16 protein-coding genes are annotated in these 17,936 nt (G+C 65.1%); 11 read left to right on the top strand and 5 right to left on the bottom strand.

Annotated features, from left to right (window positions below):
• Window positions 1–95: 95 nt before the first annotated feature.
• A complete protein-coding gene (locus tag AC2JAJ_RS20375) occupies window positions 96–1,487 on the bottom strand; it encodes a lytic transglycosylase (protein ID WP_486414731.1) in 1,392 nt (463 codons plus the stop codon).
• A 249-nt stretch (window positions 1,488–1,736) separates the two neighbouring features.
• Here AC2JAJ_RS20375 and AC2JAJ_RS20370 point away from each other — a divergent pair, with 249 nt between their 5' ends.
• Window positions 1,737–2,090: an Rv2175c family DNA-binding protein gene (locus tag AC2JAJ_RS20370; protein WP_221387485.1), complete on the top strand. Its 354-nt coding sequence runs from the start codon at window positions 1,737–1,739 to the stop codon at window positions 2,088–2,090.
• Window positions 2,091–2,108: 18 nt separating this feature from the next.
• On the opposite strand, the gene AC2JAJ_RS20365 is transcribed toward AC2JAJ_RS20370, so the two are convergent.
• Both AC2JAJ_RS20365 and AC2JAJ_RS20360 read right to left on the bottom strand, forming a co-directional pair.
• Complete coding sequence (locus AC2JAJ_RS20365; RefSeq protein ID WP_486414732.1) at window positions 2,109–3,203, bottom strand: polyprenyl synthetase family protein; 1,095 nt, start codon at window positions 3,201–3,203, stop codon at window positions 2,109–2,111.
• Window positions 3,200–3,724, bottom strand: a complete 525-nt coding sequence (locus AC2JAJ_RS20360) for a hypothetical protein (RefSeq protein ID WP_486414733.1) — start codon at window positions 3,722–3,724, stop codon at window positions 3,200–3,202. The genes AC2JAJ_RS20365 and AC2JAJ_RS20360 overlap by 4 nt, the downstream gene beginning before the upstream one ends.
• A gap of 156 nt (window positions 3,725–3,880) precedes the next feature.
• Between AC2JAJ_RS20360 and dinB the strand changes: the two genes are divergently transcribed.
• Window positions 3,881–5,059: a DNA polymerase IV gene (gene dinB, locus AC2JAJ_RS20355; protein WP_486414734.1), complete on the top strand. Its 1,179-nt coding sequence runs from the start codon at window positions 3,881–3,883 to the stop codon at window positions 5,057–5,059.
• A gap of 264 nt (window positions 5,060–5,323) precedes the next feature.
• Window positions 5,324–5,695 (top strand): SCO2097 family morphological protein, encoded by a 372-nt coding sequence (locus tag AC2JAJ_RS20350; protein ID WP_221387489.1) that lies wholly within the window; start codon window positions 5,324–5,326, stop codon window positions 5,693–5,695.
• Between the two features lie 646 nt (window positions 5,696–6,341).
• On the opposite strand, the gene AC2JAJ_RS20345 is transcribed toward AC2JAJ_RS20350, so the two are convergent.
• Both AC2JAJ_RS20345 and AC2JAJ_RS20340 read right to left on the bottom strand, forming a co-directional pair.
• Window positions 6,342–7,142 (bottom strand): IS3 family transposase, encoded by an 801-nt coding sequence (locus AC2JAJ_RS20345; protein WP_486416701.1) that lies wholly within the window; start codon window positions 7,140–7,142, stop codon window positions 6,342–6,344.
• 50 nt (window positions 7,143–7,192) lie between these two features.
• Entirely contained in the window at window positions 7,193–7,663 is a 471-nt protein-coding gene (locus tag AC2JAJ_RS20340) for a helix-turn-helix domain-containing protein (RefSeq protein ID WP_364275310.1), read from the bottom strand.
• A 315-nt stretch (window positions 7,664–7,978) separates the two neighbouring features.
• Between AC2JAJ_RS20340 and mraZ the strand changes: the two genes are divergently transcribed.
• The 8 genes from mraZ (at window position 7,979) to murD (ending at window position 17,934) form a co-directional block, all read left to right on the top strand.
• Window positions 7,979–8,407 (top strand): division/cell wall cluster transcriptional repressor MraZ, encoded by a 429-nt coding sequence (gene mraZ, locus AC2JAJ_RS20335; RefSeq protein ID WP_009358613.1) that lies wholly within the window; start codon window positions 7,979–7,981, stop codon window positions 8,405–8,407.
• 167 nt (window positions 8,408–8,574) lie between these two features.
• The gene (gene rsmH / locus AC2JAJ_RS20330) at window positions 8,575–9,567 is read left to right on the top strand and encodes a 16S rRNA (cytosine(1402)-N(4))-methyltransferase RsmH (RefSeq protein ID WP_221387490.1); all 993 of its coding nucleotides are present in this window, start codon (window positions 8,575–8,577) and stop codon (window positions 9,565–9,567) included.
• A complete protein-coding gene (gene ftsL, locus AC2JAJ_RS20325; RefSeq protein ID WP_486414735.1) occupies window positions 9,564–10,226 on the top strand; it encodes a cell division protein FtsL in 663 nt (220 codons plus the stop codon). The genes rsmH and ftsL overlap by 4 nt, the downstream gene beginning before the upstream one ends.
• 48 nt (window positions 10,227–10,274) lie before the next feature.
• Complete coding sequence (locus AC2JAJ_RS20320) at window positions 10,275–12,077, top strand: peptidoglycan D,D-transpeptidase FtsI family protein (protein ID WP_221387492.1); 1,803 nt, start codon at window positions 10,275–10,277, stop codon at window positions 12,075–12,077.
• Between the two features lie 96 nt (window positions 12,078–12,173).
• Window positions 12,174–13,799: a UDP-N-acetylmuramoyl-L-alanyl-D-glutamate--2,6-diaminopimelate ligase gene (locus tag AC2JAJ_RS20315; protein WP_486414736.1), complete on the top strand. Its 1,626-nt coding sequence runs from the start codon at window positions 12,174–12,176 to the stop codon at window positions 13,797–13,799.
• Window positions 13,800–13,805: 6 nt separating this feature from the next.
• Entirely contained in the window at window positions 13,806–15,269 is a 1,464-nt protein-coding gene (locus AC2JAJ_RS20310) for a UDP-N-acetylmuramoyl-tripeptide--D-alanyl-D-alanine ligase (protein WP_486414737.1), read from the top strand.
• Window positions 15,266–16,375: a phospho-N-acetylmuramoyl-pentapeptide-transferase gene (mraY, locus tag AC2JAJ_RS20305; RefSeq protein ID WP_486414738.1), complete on the top strand. Its 1,110-nt coding sequence runs from the start codon at window positions 15,266–15,268 to the stop codon at window positions 16,373–16,375. The genes AC2JAJ_RS20310 and mraY overlap by 4 nt, the downstream gene beginning before the upstream one ends.
• Window positions 16,357–17,934 carry a UDP-N-acetylmuramoyl-L-alanine--D-glutamate ligase gene (murD, locus tag AC2JAJ_RS20300; protein ID WP_486414739.1) on the top strand — a complete coding sequence of 526 codons (1,578 nt, stop codon included), beginning with the start codon at window positions 16,357–16,359 and terminating at the stop codon, window positions 17,932–17,934. Before mraY ends, murD begins: the two co-directional genes overlap by 19 nt.
• Window positions 17,935–17,936 lie beyond the last annotated feature (2 nt).

Below are 17,936 nucleotides of genomic sequence, written 5' to 3'. Positions count from 1 at the left end.
TAATCCCGCAGCCAAACGTGCCTGAAACGGAACGGGTCCGAACCGGTAACGGTTCGGACCCGCTGCTGCGTCCGGGCAGGTGTTGCCCAGGCGCCTCAGCCGAAGTTCTTCTGGTGTGCCTTGATCGCTGCCAGGTACGCCTTGGTGTCGTCGTACATGCCGTACTTGCGGACCGAATACTGGCCCTGGTAGTACCCCGCGATGGCAGTGTCCTGATCCTTGCTGGTTGCGAGGAGCTGGCGGATGATGGCCACGCCGGCGGTGGCGTTGTCGTACGGGTCCAGCAGGTTCAGTTTCCGCCCCACCAGGTCCGACGCCCACTGGCCCGAGCTGGGAATGACCTGCATGGTGCCGATCGCGTTCGCCGGGGACACCGCCCGCTGGTTGAATCCTGATTCCTGGAACGCGAAGGCGAGGGCAAGGGAGGGGTCCACGCCCATCCGCCGCGCGGTGTCTGCCACGATGTTCTTCATCTCTTCCCGGGACGGAACAGGCGAAGCATTCAGGAGGGCCTTGTTCTCGTTGGCCGAGCTCACCACGGCGGCGGGGTAGCTGAAGCCGAGGAAGGAGCTGGGTACCAGGGGGGCGGCCGCAGGCTGGGGCGCGGCTGCCGGCTGCGGATCAGCCTGGCCTGCAGCGCCGGGAATCACGAGCTTGCTGCCGGGGTAGATGACCGTGGTCATGCCGAGCTTGTTCGCCGAGAGAAGGTCGGACAGCTTCACCCCGTGCCGGGATGCGATGGCAGAGAGCGTATCGCCGGCCTTGATGGTGTAGGAACCCGACGCCGGGGCAGGAGCCGCGGGCGCCGACGTGTTCGCCAGGACAGGGGCGGCTGCAGGTGCAGCGGGAGCCGGAGCCGGGGCGGAGTCGCCGGCGGCGACCTTGATCTTCTGGCCCGGGTAAATGATGGAACGCATGGACAGGTTGTTCCAGGCAAAGACATCCGACAGGCCGACGTTGTGCCGGGCGGCAATGGCACCCAGGGTGTCGCCGGGCTTGACCGTATACGTTGCCCCGCTGGCGGCTGCGGGAGCTGCGGGGGCGGGTGCAGGGGCGGCCGCCGCGGGCGCGGCCGAACCTGACAGCTTGAGTTTCTGTCCCGGGTAGATGAGGGTGTTCGGCTGGAGGTTGTTCAGCTTCAGGATTTCCGCGGTCTGCAGCCCGAACCGTCCGGCGATGGCACTGACAGTGTCGCCGCGGGCAATCGTGTACTCGGCCGGAGCTGCCGGCTGTGCGGGCTGGAAAGCAGCAGGAATCGTGGTGGACACCGAAGCTGCCGGAATCACCGTGCCGGCCGCCTTGGCGGCAGCCTGGGCCTTCATTGCCGCGGCCAGGCTGTTGGGGATGGACCGGGTGGGCTGCTGTGCCGCGGCCGGCTGGGCCAGGGCCAGGGATGACAATACGACCGCTGGCAGCGCCGCTGTGGTGGCGGCAATCATCGGCAGACTCGGTTTGGGGGGCTGCTTGGGCGAGCGGGACGTCGTCATGGAAGGAATCCTCTTCTCAACTGCGGGCGCGGACGCGGACGGGGGATCCGCGGATAATCTTGATACTACTGTGACTTATGTTATTTCTGTTACTGCTGTGATGAAAGTGAATCTCTCATGAAAATCGCAATAGCACAAGAATTTGCCATTTCCGGGTAAAGCGTTCTTTTCGGGAGTGTCCGCAGGCCGGGGCGGGAAGAGGAATTCGCCGACTAGGCGCCGCGGCGGCCCGCGTGGCAACCTTGATCCGTGAGTAATGTAGAAAACCTGGTGGGCGAGTGGTTGCCGCTGCCCGACGTCGCCCGTTTATTGGATGTTTCCGTCACCAAGGTGCACAGCCTGCTGGATGAGCATGCACTGGCGGCATTGCGGGTGGGGGAACGGAAAATCCGGTCGGTTCCTGCCGAATTCATCCAGGACGGCCAGGTGGTGGACAGCTTAAAGGGCACCATTGTGGTGCTGGCCGACGCCGGATATTCCGACGAGGACCTTATCGTGTGGCTGTTCACGCCCGATGAATCACTGCGTGGCCGGCCGATCGACGCCCTGCGTGAAGGACGCAAAACGGAAATCCGGCGGCGGGCCCAGACGCTGGCCTGGTAACCCTTACCCGGGAAATCCCTAGGAGGCTCGGCTGACAGTCGCCTCAGCCAGCCTCCGCAGGGCTGTTTTTGGCAGTTCGTCCAGCTCAAGTTCCTCAAGGGCGGCAAACGCCGCCGCGCCGAATTCGCTGATGAGAACTTCGGTGGCCTGCAGTGCCCCTGAATCTTCGATAATCCGGCGGATCTCAAGAATGTCCGCTTCCGAAAGCTCGGGGCTGCCGAGGCTGGCGTCGATAAAGGCCGACTCCTTGGGAGAGGCCTGGTCCAGCGCCAGTGCCACCAGGACGGTGCGCTTGCCCTCGCGGAGATCGTCACCGGCCGGTTTGCCCGTGGTGAGCGGGTCGCCGAACACGCCCAGCACGTCGTCGCGAAGCTGGAACGCTTCGCCGAGCGGAAGGGCAAAAGCGGAGTAGCCGCGGAGCAGGTCATTGGAGGCGCCGGCGAGGGCGCCGCCGAGTGCCAGCGGGTGTTCCGTGGAGTACTTCGCGCTCTTGAACCGGATGATCGACTGTGCCCTGCCCACGGCGCCGGCACGGTCCCGGACCGGCCCGGCGACCTCTTCCAGGATGTCCAGGTACTGCCCGGCCATCACTTCCGCCCGCATCAGGTTGAAGATGAGCCGGGCCCGGCTTCCTGACGCTGCGCGTTCACCGATGTCCGTGAACGCCTCCTCGCTGAAGGACAGGCAGAGGTCGCCTGCAAGAATGGCGGCGGCCTGTCCGAACCGCTCGCTGTCCAGAGCCCATCCCTGCGAGGTGTGGAGCTGGCTGAAGCGCCGGTGGACGCTTGGGCCGCCACGCCGCGTGTCCGAGCGGTCGATGATGTCGTCGTGGATCAGTGCCGCCGCCTGGAACAGTTCCAGCGCCGCTCCGGCCGTGACGATCTGGCTGGCTCCGGCCTCGCCGCCGGCACCGCGCCATCCCCAGTAACACATCAGGGCGCGGAGCCGTTTGCCGCCGGTGACCAGGTTGGAGATGGACCCCATGATCGGTTCGATGTCCGGGGAGATGCCGGACATTACCGACTGGCGCGAGGTGAGGAAGCCGGTCAGTTCCCCGGCCACGCCGGCCACGAAATCCGCCTGCTCATTCCGCAGCTGCTCTGCGGCCGTCACTTGGCTGACTCAGCTGCGACGTTTGCGCCGATAGTGAAGGTGGAAACCCCTGCGGCTTCGACCACGGAAAGATTAACGGTCTCGTTTTCGCCACGGACAAAGTCCTTGGAGGCCACGCCGCCGACGGCGTCGCCGGGTACTGCCTTAAAACCCTGTGTCTCCAGCGCCTTCGTGTAAAAGTCCACAACAGCAGCCGTTGGTGCCGGGACTTTCGCGACCAGGGCGGCGGTTGCGGGGGTGGACGCCTTGTCGAAGCTGCTGGACACCACCGTTGCCCCGTTCATCAAGGGGAGGAGCTGCTTCGGGAACCCCTCCACGACGGCGCCAACGGTGGCCGAAGTGTTGGGCGCGGCGGAAGGGCTTGGCGGCGCAGTGAGCGTGGCCTGCGTGCTGGCGCTTGCAGCGGAAGAAGAAGTCTCTGCTTGTCCCGACGGGCTCTGGCTGCATGCTGCAAGGGCTAGTGCCACAGCGGCGGCGAGGGCCGCCACGCCAGCTGGCTTGAAGTTTCCAATGGCCGTCACAGAGACTTTCCTCCTGGTGTTGTTGCCGGGACCAGCCTCCAGTTTAGCCAGCCTCCAGATCAGCCAGTACCAACGGATAGGATTGCAGCCGTGGGGCCCGCAGCCAGTAACCAGCCAGCAGCAGCGCGCCATCCCGGGCGCCGCAGGACGTGCATCATGCACGTGGACATGGATGCCTTCTTCGTCTCAGTCGAGCTGCGCACACGTCCCGAACTCCGTGGGAAGCCCGTGATAGTAGGGTTCCCCGGTGAACGTTCGGTGGTCCTCTCCGGGTCCTACGAAGCCAGGGCTTTCGGGGTCAAATCCGCCATGCCCATGGCCGTGGCGATGCGCATGTGCCCCCAGGCCGTGATCATTGAACCCCGGCACAAGCTTTACTACGAGGTGTCAGCGGAACTGATGGCGATCTTCGAGTCCATCACCGCGCTCGTCGAGCCGCTCAGCGTCGACGAGGCATTCCTGGACGTTACCGGCGCCCTCCGCAGGCTCGGTCCGCCCCGCGGAATAGGGGAGCTCATCCGCCGCCGGGTGGCATCAGAGCTGGGTATTACAGCTTCGGTGGGGATCGCCGAGACCAAGTTCGTGGCCAAGATCGCCTCCACCCGGTGCAAGCCCGACGGACTCTTGCTGATCGGGCCGGATGAAACCGTCCCGTATCTCCACAGCCTCCCGGTGGGCGCCCTGTGGGGAGTGGGGGCGAAAACCGGCGAGGTCCTGGCGAAGATGGGTATCAGGACGGTGGCTGATGTGGCGGCAACGCCGGTGTCAGCCCTGAAGAAGGTACTCGGCGCCACTGGGGAGCACGTCCACCGGCTTTCCTGGGGCATCGATCCCCGTCCCGTCACGCCCGTGCGGCTTGAGAAGAGTATCGGCGCGGAGGAGACCTTCGCGGTGGACACGGCCGACGATGCCCTCCTGCACCGGGAGCTGCTCCGCCTGTCCCATCGAACGGCCGCCCGGTTGCGCATGTCCGGGATGGTGGCCCGGACAGTGGCACTCAAGCTGCGGTTTGCCGATTTTTCGACCGTCACCCGCAGCAGGACCATGCAGACCCCGGTGGACAGCGCACAACTGATTTACTCGGTGGCGCAGCAGTTGCTGGCCTCGCTCGGGTCCAGGGCGATGGCTGTGCGGCTCGTGGGCGTCAGGGCCGAACAGCTCGAGGAGGCATCCCGGACCTCGCGCCAACTGAGCTTCGACCGCAGGGATGAGAACTGGCGCGCGGCGGAACAGGCCCTGGATGAGGTCACGCGCAGGTTCGGCAGCAAGTCCATCCTCCCGGCCCGGCTGATGGACCCGGAGGCGCGGCTGGAACCGGGGCCGGAGGGCCCCTAGGGCGCCTTCGGAGGGGCTCCGGCAAAGTCATTGCCGTCTTTCAGATCGGCCCTCAACAATCTATCCTTAGAGGTACATAGTTTCGAGTGAATGGACTTACTGCCGGACCCTCTTGGACATGCTCCCGCTCCAGCGACTGCATGCAAGGTTAGCGCTGCCGCCACAGCCGGCGCAGCGGGAACTTACCAGCAACAGCAGACGTTCTACGGAGTAGAAGTAGTGGCTGGGATCAGCCCGGACGTTGGCCTACAAAAGGAGGTCGTGATGCCGCTGTCGGAGCACGAACAGAAGCTGCTGGAGCAGCTTGAAAAGCAGCTTCACGAGGACGACCCGAAGTTCGCGAACTCAATGGGTTCGGACCCGGGGCGTTCATGGTCAACCAGGCATGTGGTTATTGGGGTGCTTTGTGCGCTTGCCGGAGTCTTCCTGCTGCTTGTAGGCGTCACCCTCCAGAACATCTTTGTCGGGGTCCTGGGTTTTGTGGTGATGGGCGGCGGCGTCTACTTCGCCACCATGCGCAGTTCGGGCGGAGCGCGGGGATCCAAGGGCCGCACACCGAAATCCGGAAAGCAGAGGAGTTCTTTCATGAGCGGCCTTGAAGAGCGCTGGGATGAAAGGCGCAGGGGAGAGCCCTAAACCTCCCGGGGCGTCGCCTCTTCGATCCTCCATTTCGCTCCCCAGGCACCGGGGAAATGCGAAAAGACCCGCTTCATGAACTGGTCCCCGAAAGTTGGACTCGCAAATGCGATGTATCCACTTTAGCGGCCAGCTATCGGCTGTTCGCAGAAGTCCCCGTCCCAAGTGGGACGGGGACTTCTGCGTGTTTGAACCACCTGCCAAGCCAGGGGGGCGAGAGCTGCACCTGGGTTTAGCCCGTTCATTGACCTTCATGCCGTATTCGTGGATCGTTTGGTCCATGAGCCGGGGGACGCGAATCGCTTTGTCTTTGATGGTTTCCGTGTTGGTGCTGGCGGGCATTTTTGCTGGCGTCCGGCTATGGAACGTCCATCAACAGACATCGGACTGGGTCCTGTCGCCCAAGGAAGTTCCGTCCAGAGTGCAGTTTGCCGACCGCGAATATAACTGTGGTCCCAACCCACAGCCCGCCGAACACGATGTATCCGCCCTAACCTCTCAAGGTAGGACAGCCGGAGGGGGCGAGATATTTGCTCAGGAGCCTTCTGCCGAAGCCAGAGTTTTTATCGTCGTGCAGACAGGCAAGGGCGCGTTTGGCTGCGGTCTAATGGGGGGACCCTAGTCCAGCTGTGCTTCTAATTGGGACCTAAGCCGCAAGCATCTGAGCACGGTACTGTACCGGGCTCAAGCCCTTGAGCTTGGTGGAAATTCTTTCGGTGTTGTACCAGCTGATGTATGCGTGCAGCGCTGATGCGAGTGCGTCGGTGTTGAGGAACCGGACGCGGTGGAAGAGCTCTTCCTTCAGGTGTCCGAAGAAGTTCTCCATGACGGCGTTGTCGTAGCAGTTGGCTTTGCGTGACATCGATTGGACGGCGCCGGCGTTCGCCAAGAGTGTGCGCCAAGAGTTGTGCTGATACTGGAACCCTTGGTCTGAGTGGACGAGGGGTTTCTGCCCGTTCTCCAGCGTGGCCAAGGCGCCGCGCAATGAGGAGTTGGTCAGTTCCAGGTTGGGCGAGGTCCCAATGGCGTAGGAGATGATCTGCCGGTCGAACAGGTCCATGATCGGTGAGAGGTAGAGCTTCCTGTCGCCGACGCTGAACTCGGTCACATCGGTCACCCACTTCTGGTTTGGGGCGTCCGCGTCGAACTGGCGTTTCAGCAGGTTCGGGGCCACGATGCCTTGCTCGCCCTGGTAGGAGTTGTATCGCTTCCTGCTTCGGACCTTGCAGACCAGCCGGAGGGAACGCATCAGCTTCAGAACCGTCTTCTTAGCGACCGTCCATCCTTGCTTCAACAGTTCAATATGGATCCGGCGATGCCCGTACCGGCCGTGGTTCTTCGTAAAAATGTCAGTGACAGCGGCCTTCAGGGACGCCCGTGGATCGGGGCCATTGAGTTTGGCTTGGTGGTAGAAGAACGTGGACCGGGCTAACCCGGCCACGTCCAGCAGAACCTCTAATCGGTGCTCAGCCTTGAGAGCGATGACAGCGCGAACCTTTAGCGCTGCTCCCTGCCCCTCAAGGCGTTTACTTTTCCCAGGAAAGCAACCTCTGCACGCAGGCGTTCGTTCTCACGTCGCAGCCGCTGCAGCTCCGGTTCCTGCTGCGGCGGGGTATCTGGGTTCTTCCTTGGGCGGCCTTTAGGTTTCGGACGGAGGCCTTCCTCGCCCTGAGCCCGGTACTGCATTGCCCACACGGCTATCAGGTGTGGCGAGGATAGTTCGAGCTCTTTGGCCAGTGCGACCCTGGTCTCGCCGGAGATATATCGCTGCACGGCGTTGAGCTTGAGCTCGAATGAATACACGCGGTTGCCTGGTTTGGTCACAAGAGCAGTATCCCCACGAACGCGCCATCTGTCGTGTAACCGGAGGATCGGCTTCCGACGCACCCCGAGCCTGGTTGCTACAGCTCTGGAGCCCCACCCGATCTCAAACAGCGCCACCGCGGCCTCGCGCTGTTCCTCGGACAACGAACTTCTTCCATGCATAAAACTGCTCCCCGAAAGTCAGAACTGATTTTTCAGTCCAACTTTCGGGGAGCAGTTCATCAGGCGGGTCTTTTCGCATTTAAGGCAGTTTCCGCCGCCCCGTCGAGGCCCAAATTCCTCCACTTCCCACCCCGGCCGGAAATCCGCGTCTTTTCGCGGACCAATTCCCACGAAATCGCCGCGCCAACAGCGGATTTGCGTTGACTGTGGTGGAAAGTGGAGTAATGTGGAGGACATAAGAGGGTGGTTGCAACACAGGGGATGTGCAGTTCCTGACAGCGGACAGGCGGTGGGCCAGTGTTTCTGGGCACTCACTCGCCACGTCTGGATGAAAAGGGACGGATCATCCTCCCCGCGAAGTTCCGCGAGGAGCTTGCCAGCGGGCTGGTGCTCACGAGGGGCCAGGAACGTTGCATCTACGTCTTCAGCGAGAAGGAATTTGCACGGGTCCACGAGCAGATGCGGGAGGCGCCAATCTCCTCAAAGCAGGCCCGTGACTACATCCGTGTATTTCTCTCTGGAGCCTCTGATGAGGTACCTGACAAGCAGGGGCGCGTGACCATTCCACCGGCGCTCCGGGAGTATGCAGGACTCGGGAGGGAACTGGCCGTCATCGGCGCCGGTTCCCGTGCCGAGATCTGGGACGCCCAGGCTTGGAACGAATACCTTGCGGAGAAGGAAACGGCCTTCTCCGAAACTGACGATCCCATTCCGGGCATTCTCTGAATTCCGGAACGGGGCAGCGGGTGGCTTCTTGGATGAGATCTCCAGCCGGCCCATCGGCTGCCAACCTGGCTCACCTTCCCCGGAGCCAGGCGGGCGGGACGATAGGCGCGGATGGGGATCTGGTTTCAGAAGCAGCAGGTGACAACGATGGCGGGAAAGGACCAGGCATGAACGATCAACCCAAGCCCACGTCCGAACGCCATGTGCCGGTCCTGCGGGACCGGTGCATCAATTTGTTGGCGCCGGGATTTGAAGCGGCCAGGCTCCGCGGCGAAACGCCGGTTGCTGTGGACGCGACGCTGGGCATGGGCGGCCACTCCGAGGCCATGCTGCAGCGCTTCCCGGACCTCCACCTGATCGGCATCGACCGTGACGAGGAAGCCTTGGCCCTGGCAGGCGAAAGGCTGGCCCCCTTCGCCGCACGGACAGATCTCGTCCACGCCGTGTACGACGAGATCCAGGACGTCCTGGAAGACCTCGGCGTTGCTGAAGTCCACGGCATCCTGATGGACCTCGGCGTCTCTTCGCTCCAGCTGGACGAGCGTGACCGCGGGTTCGCCTACTCCTTTGATGCGCCCCTGGACATGCGCATGGACACGAGCCGGGGCCAGACTGCTGCCGACGTCGTGAACACCTACAGCGAGGAAGACCTGGTCAGGATCATCCGGAAGTGGGGCGAAGAGAAGTTCGCCGGCCGGATCGCCAACCGGATCGTCACGGCGCGTGCCGCCAAGCCGTTCACCACCACCGGCGAGCTGGTCGAACAAATCCGGTCCGTCGTCCCGGCCGCGGCCGCAAAGTCCGGCGGACACCCTGCAAAGCGCACCTTCCAGGCCCTGCGGATCGAGGTCAACGAAGAGCTTGACGTCCTGGAACGGGCCGTACCAGCTGCCGTTGACTCACTCGCCCTGGGCGGCCGCATCGTGGTCATGTCCTACCACTCGCTGGAAGACAAGATCGTCAAGAGCGTCTTCCAGGCCCGCTCGAAGTCTTCGGCCCCCCTTGGCTTCCCCGTGGAGCTGGAGGAACACAAGCCCGAGCTGAAGACCCTGACCAAAGGCACCGAGGTGCCCACCGCCGTCGAAATCGCCGAAAACCCGCGCGCTGCCTCCGCAAGGCTCCGCGCGGCCGAACGAATCAGAGCCAGGAGAGCTGCATGAGCACCGCCGCCGTCAAGAACTTTCCCGTTGTCTCCGGCAGTTCGGCGGCTGACGCCAGGCCGGCAGGTGCGCCCGGCGCAGGACGGAAGGGCCGCACTCCGCTCTCCGTGGTGCGCACCGCCCCCCGCAAGCGCCGGGCCCCCTTCGTGGTGCTCTGCTTCGCCATGTTGGCGGTGGCGCTGCTTGCGGTGCTGGTCCTGAACATCTCGGTATCCACCGCCCAGTACCAGCTGGTGGAGCTGCGCGCCAAGCAGAGCACCCTGACCAAGCAGAACCAGGACCTTACCCAGCAGGTGCAGGGCTACGAGGCACCCCAGAACCTGGCTGCCAAGGCCACGGAACTGGGAATGGTGGCATCCACGGTCAAGGGCCAGATCGACCTGTCCACGCTGTCCGTTACAGGAAAAGCGACGCCGGCAGCCAAGGGCGCCGCCGCGGGAGCCGTCATTCCTGCCCCGGCGGTCGCTGGCCAGCAGATTGTTCCGTCGGCGGCCAAGGCTGCGGCGGATAAGGCTGCCGCCGACAAGGCTGCAGCCTCCGCGGCAGCAAACCCGGCTCCTGCAACCACGCCGGCGGCTTCGGTGGCACCGGCCACCCCGGCTCCCGAGCTTCACGGCGGCTCGGTTCCGGCTCCGCAGCAGAAGGTCCCCGGACAGTAGGTCAACAGGCAGGTCAGGCAGCAGGGTCAAGCAGCAAGGGATTACACGGTGGCGCAAAAGTCCGGCAAGGCAGGAACAAGCAAGGTGCCCAACGCCACCAAGCGCTTGCGCCTGGGGCTCGGCATTATGCTCACGCTCCTGCTGGTAGTGGGCGGAAAGCTCTTCCTGGTCCAGGGCCTCGACGTGGGCGGCATGGCCGAGGCTGCACTGAACAGCCGCATGACGTCCGCAGTGCTGCCGGCAGAGCGCGGCAGCATCCTGGACTCCCGCGGCACCGTACTGGCGAACAGCGTCATCCGGTACAACATCGTGGTTGACCAGCGGGTCAACACCAAGACCGACTCCTACAAGCGGCTGGAGCAGACGGACGGCCACGAGAAACTGGTGGACGTCAGCCGCGACCAGGCAATTTCCGAACTTGCCGCGGCCCTCGGCATGGAGACCAGTGCCGTCCGTGATGCCGTGACCGGGCAACAGCCGTATTACATTGTGGCCAAGGACGTGAAGCCCGACGTCGAGGACCGAATTTCCAAACTGCAGGTGCCAGGGATCGTTGCCGAAGGCGTCAGCAAGCGCGTGTACCCCAACGGTGCGGTGGCAGGGGGAGTGGTGGGCTTCCTGCAGGACGGCACCACGGGACAGGCCGGCATCGAACAGACCCAGGACGACCTGCTCAAGGGCAAGGACGGCAAGCGCCTGTTCGAAATCGGCGCCGACGGCCTCCGCATCCCCGTCGGAGTCGACGAGCTCACGCCGCCGCAGAACGGCAAGGACGTCAAGCTCACCCTGAACTCTGACCTCCAGTACTTCGCGCAGCAGGCCATCCAGAGCCAGGCGGACAAGCTCAGCGCAGAATGGGGCGTCATCATCGTGATGGACGCCAAGACGGGCAACCTCCTTGCCCTGGCGGACACGAACTCGCCCGACCCGAACAACCCCGGCCTGGTGGCCGCGAAGGACCGCGGGGTGCGGTCCGTCACGGCGGCCTACGAACCCGGATCGGTGGAGAAGATGATGACGGCTGCGGCCGTCATCGATGAGGGCCTCGCCAGCCCGCTGGACAGGTTCACCATTCCCCCCACCTATACGGTGGACGGGCAGACCTTCAGCGACGCGTTCACCCACGGCACGGAGGAACGCACACTCGCGGGCATCATCGGCTACTCCATGAACACCGGCACCGTGATGGCCGGACAGCGGCTGAGCAAGGAACAGCGCTACGACTGGCTGAAGAAGTTCGGCATCGGCGAGGCCCCGGACATCGGCCTCCCGGCGACAGCCTCCGGCATCCTCACACCCGCGGACCAGTGGGACGGCCGCCAGCAGTACACGGTCCTCTTCGGGCAAGGCGTCTCGCAGTCCACGCTGCAGACCGTCCGTGCCTACCAGAGCATCGCCAACAACGGCGTCATGCTGCAGCCGCGGCTGATCGATTCGTACATTGCCCCGGATGGCACCGAAGAAAAAGTACCGGCACAGCCTTCCCGCGAGATAGTCTCCAACGAAACGGCCCAGCAGGTCCAGGACATCCTGGAAAGTGCCGTGACCGAGGGCGAGATCAAGGACGCAGGGATCGACGGCTACCGGGTGGGAGCCAAGACGGGCACGTCGGAATCACCCTGCGACGACGGCAAGTCCGGCTACTGCGGCTACACCGCTTCCATCGTGGGAATGGCGCCGATGGATGATCCGCGGTTTATTGTGGAGGTGGTGCTCCAGCGGCCGAAGGGCAGCATCTATGGCATCACCAACGGGCCGGTGTTCCGGTCCGTCATGAGCCAGACGCTGCGCACCTACAACGTCCAGCCTTCGACCGGCGAGCCGGCCCGGATGCCCCAGTACGCCAAGTAACCGTCCTCCACGCCGGAAGTACCAGCAGCATCCAGCGCATCACAGTGCCCGGACGATCGACTCCGGGCGCGATCACTAGCACCATCGGAGATCCCCTTGTCAGAGTTCACCACGCCCGGCGGCGAAGCCGCCGGGGACGCCAGCCAGGGCCGTTTCCGGCCCGCAGTCGTAGAGGCAGTCCGCCTGGCCGCGCTTGGGGAGGCCCTCGGCGTGGTCGTGCCGGCACCAGCCGCCGACGTGGAGATCTCCGGGATATCCCTCAACTCGCGATCCGTGGAGCCCGGGGACCTGTACGTGGCGTTGCCCGGCGCCAGCAGGCATGGCGCAGATTTCGCCTCCGACGCCATCAAGGCAGGTGCGGCGGCGGTGCTGACTGACGACGCCGGCGCACGCCTTCTCGCGCTGTCCACCGACACTGCAGTCCCGGTGCTCGTCGTGGACAACCCGCGCAACGACGTCGGGCCGCTGTCCGCCATGATCTACCGGAGCCAGGCGGGCAACCCGCTGCCGCTGTTCGGGGTGACAGGCACCAATGGGAAGACCACCACCACGTACTTCATTACGTCGCTTCTTCGTGCCTTGGGGAAGCGCAGCGGCCTGATCGGCACGATCGAAATCCTGGCCGGCGGAGAGCCGATCCCCAGCCTCCTCACCACGCCGGAGTCCACCGAGGTCCATGGCCTGCTGGCACTCATGCGCGAGCAGGGCCTCGACGCCGCGGCCATGGAAGTCTCGTCACACGCCATCTCATACCAGCGCGTCGATGGACTGGTGTTCGATGTGGCCGGCTTCACCAACCTCACCCAGGACCACCTGGACCTGCACCACAGCATGGAGGGCTACTTCGCCACCAAGGCGGAACTGTTCACTCCCCGGCGGGCCCGCAAAGCAGTGGTGATGGTCGACGACGAGTGGGGCCGCCGCCTCGCCGGCGCAGCAGAGGTACCGGTCACCACCGTCAGCACCACCCCGGGAACGCCCGCCGACTGGACCGTCACCCGGGCAGCGGCCCGCGGGCTGGGTACTGACTTCACGCTCTCCGGACCCGATGGTGCCACCCTGGACATCCACACTGGGCTGCCGGGCGGCTTTAACGTTGCCAACGCCGCCCTGGCGGTGGTCATGGTGCTCACGGCGGGGGTGGAAGTGTCCTCCCTGCAGGACGCGCTGGACAGGCACGATCCCCTCACCGTGGCAGTCCCCGGACGCATGCAGCTGATTGCCGAACAGCCGGCTGCCGTAGTTGATTTCGCCCACAACACCGACGCCCTGGCGAGGGCGCTGGAAGCGGTCCGCCCACCCGAACCCGGTTCCCGGCTGATCGTGGTGTTCGGCGCCACCGGCCAGCGCGACCAGGGTAAGCGCCCGGCCATGGGCGCCATCGCCGCCCGTCTCGCCGACACCGTAATCGTCACCGACGACGACCCCCACGACGAAGACGCCGCAGCCATTCGTGCAGACGTCCTGGCCGGGGCGCAGGAGGCGCGGGAACGTGAGTCCCTGTCCAGCGAACTGCTGGAGGTCTTCCCGCGCGATGAGGCCATCCGGCGTGCCGTCGAACTGGCGCGCCCACAGGACACCATCCTCGTTGCCGGCCGCGGCCACGAGGTGTGGCAGGAAGTGAAAGGCGTCAATCTTGCCCTGGACGACAGGGTGGAGCTTCGCAGTGCCTTGACAGCCAGGGGATTCAACGTTCTCCATGACGACCGGATAGAGTCCTAGACCGAGATGATTGAATTTACAGCGGCGGAAATTGCCGAAATCACCAGCGGGCGCCTGGACGCCGATCCCGGAATCACGCCCCTGTCGGTGGTGACGGATTCGCGCGAAGCGACCCAGGGCTCGCTCTACGTCGCAAAGCCGGGTGAGCACGCCGACGGCCACGACTTCATCGCGGCGGCCTTCGAAGCCGGGGCCACCCTGGCCCTCGTCGAGCGACCCGCTGTGGCCCCGGACGGAACCGCCTACCCGTCCGTCGTGGTACCGGACGCCGTCCTCGCCATGGGCGCCCTTGCCGCCGAAGCTGTCCGCCGCATCCGCGCGGCCCGCGCCGAAGCCGGCGACCAGCTCACCGTCGTCGGCATCACCGGCTCTGCCGGGAAGACCACCACCAAGGACCTGTTGGCAGGAATCCTTGCCACGCAGGGCAACACGGTGGCGCCGCAGGGCTCCTACAACGGTGAAGTCGGCGTGCCGCTGACGGTCTTCCGGGCCGGAACCGATACCCGCTACCTGGTCATCGAAATGGGCGCCACCGGCATCGGCCACATCCGCTACCTCACGGAGATGGTCAAGCCGGACATCGGCGTTGTCCTCGCCGTGGGAACGGCACACGCCGGCGAGTTCGGGGGAGTGGAGAACATTGCGGTGGCCAAGGGCGAGATGGTCGAAGGCCTTAGCGCCGCCGGCACCGCCATCATCAACCTCGACGACGAACGTGTTGCTGCCATGCGCAGCCGCACCGAAGCCACAGTCATTGGTTTTTCCGCTGAAGGGCGCCCCGACGCACAGGTGCAGGCGCTGAACGCCGACACCAACGCGGGGGGAAGCCCTGAATTCGACCTTCAACTGCCTGACGGCGCGGACCCGCGCCACGTCAGCAGCCGACTCATCGGCGCCCACCACACCGGAAACCTCCTCGCCGCCGCCGCCGCAGCCTGGGCCGCAGGGGTGCCGGGTGAGCACATCGCCCGATCCCTCAGCAACCAGGCTGCCGCCAGCCGCTGGCGTATGGAACGCACCGAACGCGAAGACGGCGTCACCGTCATCAACGACGCCTACAACGCCAACCCCGAGTCGATGCGCGCCGCGCTGCGCACCCTGGCCGACCTCGGCCGGGGCCGCCGCACCTGGGCGGTCCTGGGGGCCATGCTGGAACTCGGCGATGACTCCATCCGCGAACACACTGCCGTCGGCACCCAGGTGGTCCGCCTGAACATCTCCAGGCTCCTGGTGGTGGGGCGCGAAGCCCGTGCCCTCTACGTCTCGGCGGTCCAGGAAGGCTCCTGGGGTGACGAATGCCTCTTCGCCGAAACCGTCGACGAGGCTTACGAGGTTCTGGAGGCCGAACTCCGACCGGGCGACCTGGTGCTGTTCAAGTCCTCCAACAGCGTGGGACTTCGCCATTTGGGCGATCGGATAGCATTGCCACCAACCCCGCGACCTGCCGACGAAAGGAGCACTCTGCTGTGATTGCACTTTTGATCGGTGCGGGCCTGGCGCTGCTGTGCGCCCTGGTGGGCACCCCGCTTTTCATCCGGCTCCTGGTGCGACGGGGCTATGGCCAGTTCATCCGCGACGACGGACCGACGTCGCACCACACCAAACGCGGCACGCCGACCATGGGCGGAACAGTGGTGGTGGCCGCGGTGCTCCTCAGCTACGGGCTTACCCACCTCATCATGCTGATGATGAACCCCGATTCCCCCGGACCGTCCGCATCCGCCCTTATCCTGCTCTTCCTCATGGTGGGCATGGGCCTGGTGGGCTTCCTGGACGACTTCATCAAGATCTCCCGGCAGCGCAGCCTCGGGCTGAACGCCAAGGCCAAGCTCATCCTGCAGGGACTGGTGGGCATCATCTTTGCGGTGCTGGCGCTGAACTTTCCCAACGACGCAGGCCTGACCCCGGCGTCGACCAAGATTTCCCTCGTCCGGGACCTGCCATGGCTTGACCTCGCCTTCGGAGGCACCGTCCTGGGCGCCATCCTGTTCGTGATCTGGTCCAACATCATCGTCACCGCAGCCACCAACGGCGTGAACCTGACGGACGGCCTGGACGGGCTGGCCGCCGGGGCATCCGTCATGGTGTTCGGCGCATATACGCTCATGGGCATCTGGCAGAGCAACCAGGCCTGCGGTTCTCCCCGGGAAGCGGGCAGTGGCTGCTACCTGGTCCGGGACCCGCTGGACCTGGGGCTCCTGGCCGCGATCCTCAGTGCGGCGCTGGTGGGATTCCTCTGGTGGAACACCTCGCCCGCCAAGATCTTCATGGGTGACACCGGTTCACTGGCCATCGGGGGAGCCGTCGCCGGATTCGCCATCCTCTCCAGAACCGAGCTCCTCCTCGGGATCGTGGGCGGCCTCTTCGTCCTGATCACCCTCTCCGTCATCATCCAGGTGGGGTACTTCAAAGCCACCGGGGGTAAGCGCGTGTTCAAGATGGCGCCGCTCCAGCACCACTTCGAACTGAAGGGCTGGGCCGAGGTCACTGTTGTCGTCCGGTTCTGGATCCTGGGCGGACTGTTCGTCGCCGTCGGACTGGGCATCTTCTACGCTGAATGGGTTGTACTGCTGTGACCGTTTCCCCCCGCCTGCAAAACCTCGTCTCCTGGGACTCGGACTGGGCCGGCCTGCGGGTGGCCGTCACCGGGATCGGAGTTTCCGGCTTCGCCGCCGCGGATACGCTCATTGAACTCGGGGCCCGAGTGGTGGTGGTGGACGCCGCTACCAGCGAGACCGCCCGCGCGCACGCGGACACCCTGAAGATCGTCGGCGCCGCAGATGTGCTGCTGGGCCCGGATGCTGTCACCCGGATCCCCAGGATTGACGGCGAACTCCCCGAACTGATTGTCACCTCGCCCGGCTGGCGGCCGGACCAGGCCCTGCTCGCCGCGGCGGCGCGCGCGCACATCCCGGTGTGGGGCGACGTGGAACTCGCCTGGCGCGTGCGGGTCCGCGAGGGCAGGAAGACGGCCGACTGGCTGACCATTACGGGTACCAACGGAAAGACCACCACCGTCGGCCTGACCGAGTCCATGCTGAGGGCCGGCGGGCTGAAGGCCATTGCGGTGGGCAACGTGGGAACACCCATCCTGGATGCCATCCGGGATCCCGTGGAATACGACGTCTTCGCGGTCGAACTTTCCAGCTTCCAGCTCCACTGGGCCGAGTCCGTTTCGCCGGTGGCCAGCGTTTGCCTGAACGTCGCCGAGGACCACGTCGACTGGCATGGCTCCTACGATTCCTACCTGGCGGACAAGGCCAAGGTGTACGAACGCACCCAGAAGGCCTGCATCTACAACGCCGAGCAGGTGGAAACCGAACGCATGGTGGAGAACGCCGACGTGGTGGAAGGCTGCCGCGCCGTCGCCTTCACCACCCTCACTCCCGCGGTGAGCATGCTGGGCGTCGTGGAGGGACTGCTCGTGGACCGCGCCTTCATCGAGGAGCGCAAGGACAGCGCAGCCGAACTGGCGGCCATGACAGACCTCGGCGCGCTGGCGCCCCGGCACATGGTGGCCAACGCCCTTGCTGCCGCAGCCCTGGTCCGGGCCTACGGGGTCGAGCCGAAGGCCGTCCGCCAGGGCATCCAGGACTACATCCCGGGCGACCACCGCATCCAGCCCGTGGCCCGCATGAACGGCGTCCTCTGGATCAACGACTCCAAGGCCACCAACCCGCACGCCGCTTCTGCTTCCCTGTCGGCGTTCAGTAACGTTGTCTGGATCGCCGGCGGGCTCTCCAAGGGCGTGACCTATGACGACCTGGTCCGCGAACACGCCCACCGGCTGAAGGCCGTGGTCCTGATCGGAACAGACACCTCCGCGCTCCGCGAGGCCCTCCAGCGACACGCGCCCGATGTCCCGGTGATCGAGCCGGGCCCGGGTGACACTGAAGGGGTGCAGACTGCCGGGGCACCTGGCGGCACCCAGGGCGGATCCTCCGCCAACGGGGAGCTGGTGATGGCCAGGGCCGTTGCGTCAGCAGCGCGGCTGGCCGGGTCCGGCGACACCGTGCTGATGGCTCCGGCAGCTGCGTCCATGGATCAGTTCTCTTCCTATGCTCACCGTGGTGGTGCTTTCATCGACGCTGTCCGCGAGCTTGTGGAAGGGCAGGCCCAGACCGGCGAGGAGTAACA

Source organism: Arthrobacter sp. MOO21, assembly GCF_057369995.2.
The sequence above is the reverse complement of the archived record's forward strand: the minus strand, read 5'-3'. Positions and strand labels throughout refer to the sequence as shown.

Coding starts and splice junctions, on each gene's coding strand:
- AC2JAJ_RS20375 (WP_486414731.1), bottom strand. CDS start 1,487: ATGACGACGTCCCGCTCGCCCAAGCAGCCCCCCAAACCGAGTCTGCCG.
- dinB (WP_486414734.1), top strand. CDS start 3,881: ATGCACGTGGACATGGATGCCTTCTTCGTCTCAGTCGAGCTGCGCACA.
- AC2JAJ_RS20350 (WP_221387489.1), top strand. CDS start 5,324: ATGCCGCTGTCGGAGCACGAACAGAAGCTGCTGGAGCAGCTTGAAAAG.
- rsmH (WP_221387490.1), top strand. CDS start 8,575: ATGAACGATCAACCCAAGCCCACGTCCGAACGCCATGTGCCGGTCCTG.
- ftsL (WP_486414735.1), top strand. CDS start 9,564: ATGAGCACCGCCGCCGTCAAGAACTTTCCCGTTGTCTCCGGCAGTTCG.
- AC2JAJ_RS20310 (WP_486414737.1), top strand. CDS start 13,806: ATGATTGAATTTACAGCGGCGGAAATTGCCGAAATCACCAGCGGGCGC.
- murD (WP_486414739.1), top strand. CDS start 16,357: ATGGGTTGTACTGCTGTGACCGTTTCCCCCCGCCTGCAAAACCTCGTC.